The sequence below is a fragment of the Streptomyces sp. NPDC053673 genome, assembly GCF_055585225.1.
The window spans coordinates 1-2,163 of sequence record NZ_JBVJKN010000090.1; the positions used below are offsets into that span (position 1 = coordinate 1).

The following is a 2,163-nucleotide window of genomic DNA, read 5'->3' on the forward strand; positions in this document are numbered from 1 at the left end:
GTGTCTGACTCGGGGTGCGGTGTCGGTGGGTCGTTCGGACCGTCTCGTGTCGCCGGTGCAGGCGCAGGTGTGGGGTCTTGGGCGGGTTGCGGCGTGGGAGTTGCCGGAGCGCTGGGGCGGTCTGGTTGATCTGCCGGGTGTGCTGGACGAGCGTGCACTGTCCCGGCTGGTCGGCGTGCTTGCCGGTGTTGGTGTTGGTGGTGAGGATCAGGTTGCGCTGCGGTCGTCGGGTGTGTTCGGCCGGCGCCTGGTGCGCGCTGCGCGGGCTGAGGGCTCGTGGGCGCCTGATGGCACGGTTCTGGTCACGGGTGGTACGGGTGCGTTGGGTGGCCGGGTGGCGCGTTGGCTGGCCACGGCGGGTGCGGAGCGTGTCGTGCTGACCAGTCGCCGCGGGCTGGAGGCTCCGGGTGCTGCTCAGCTGGTGGCGGAGCTGACCGAGCTGGGTGTGGAGGCTTCCGTCGTCGCGTGTGACGTGGCCGACCGTGAGGCCCTGCACGCCCTGCTGTCCACGCTGGCGGATTCACTGACCGCCGTGGTGCACACGGCCGGTGTCCTGGACGACGGTGTCCTGGACGGTCTGACCCCGGACCGTATCGATAGTGTCCTGCGCGCGAAGGCGACGTCGGCCCGCAATCTCCACGACCTGACGACCGAGCTGGGTATCGAGCTGGCTGCCTTTGTGCTGTTCTCGTCGATGAGTGGCACGGTGGGTGCGGCGGGTCAGGCGAACTATGCGGCCGCTAACGCTTACTTGGATGCGCTTGCTGAGCAGCGTCGTGCGGATGGTCTGGCGGCGACCTCGGTGGCGTGGGGTCCGTGGGCGGACGGTGGTATGGCTGCCGATGAGGCGATGGATGCGCGCATGCGCCGAGGCGGCGTACCGCCTATGAACGCGGATCTAGCAATCACGGCACTGCAGCAGTCCATCGCTTCCTCCGACGCAGCTCTGACGATCGTGGACGTCGACTGGGAGCGCTTCGCGCCCGGCTTCACCGCCATACGGCCCAGTAACCTCCTTGCGGAACTGCCCGAAGCGGTGGCTGTCGTCGACGGCACAGGGAAAGCGAGTGACCGGCCGGGGCTTGCCGGTTCGTCACTGGCCCAGCGGCTTCAGGGTATGGCTGAGGCGGACCGTGAGGTGTACCTCCTGGACCTTGTTCGTGTTCAGGTTGCCGAGGTGCTGGGGCACTCCGGTGCCGAGGACATCGAGGCGGGGCGTGCGTTCCGCGAGATCGGCTTCGACTCGCTGACCGCAATCGAGCTGCGCAACCGCCTGGGCGCGGCCACCGAGCTGCGGCTGCCGGCCACGCTCGTCTACGACTATCCGACCCCGATCGCCCTCGCCGCCCAGTTGCGTGCCGAACTGCTCGGCACACAGGTCACGGCGGCCGGACCTGTGACCTCGGCAGTCGACGACGATCCGATCGCGATCGTGGCGATGAGCTGCCGTTTCCCGGGTGGTGTACGGACTCCGGAAGAGCTGTGGCAGCTGCTCGCATCGGGCGGCGACGCCATCTCGGACCTTCCATTGGACCGGGGTTGGGACGTCGAGTCGCTGTACGACGCCGACCCCGGTGCGCAGGGAACCTCGTATGCGCGTGCAGGCGGATTCCTTTACGACGTGGCGGACTTCGACGCCGACTTCTTCGGGATCTCGCCACGCGAGGCCCTCGCCATGGACCCGCAGCAGCGTCTCCTCCTCGAAACCTCCTGGGAGACGTTCGAGCGCGCGGGGATCGACCCGGCGACGTTGCGCGGCAGCCAGACCGGAGTCTTCGTCGGCACCAACGGCCAGGACTACCTGTCCGTCCTGCTTGAGGAGCCCGAGGGTCTCGAGGGCCACTTGGGCACGGGCAACGCGGCAAGCGTCGTCTCCGGCCGGCTCTCCTATGTGTTCGGCCTCGAAGGCCCGGCAGTCACGGTCGACACGGCGTGCTCGTCGTCGCTGGTCGCGCTGCACTGGGCGGTTCAGGCGCTGCGGCAGGGCGAGTGCTCGCTGGCGCTGGCCGGCGGTGTGACGGTCATGTCGACGCCGGGTACGTTCATTGAGTTCAGCCGTCAGCGTGGTCTGGCGGAGGACGGGCGGATCAAGGCGTTCGCTGCCGCCGCTGACGGTACGGGCTGGGGCGAAGGTGTCGGCATGCTGCTCGTCGAGCGGCTGTC

1 pseudogene is annotated in these 2,163 nt (G+C 68.7%); it reads left to right on the top strand.

Annotated features, from left to right (window positions below):
• Window positions 1-7: 7 nt before the first annotated feature.
• Window positions 8-2,163: pseudogene (locus ACZ6ZQ_RS38460) on the top strand (beta-ketoacyl reductase); the annotation flags it as partial.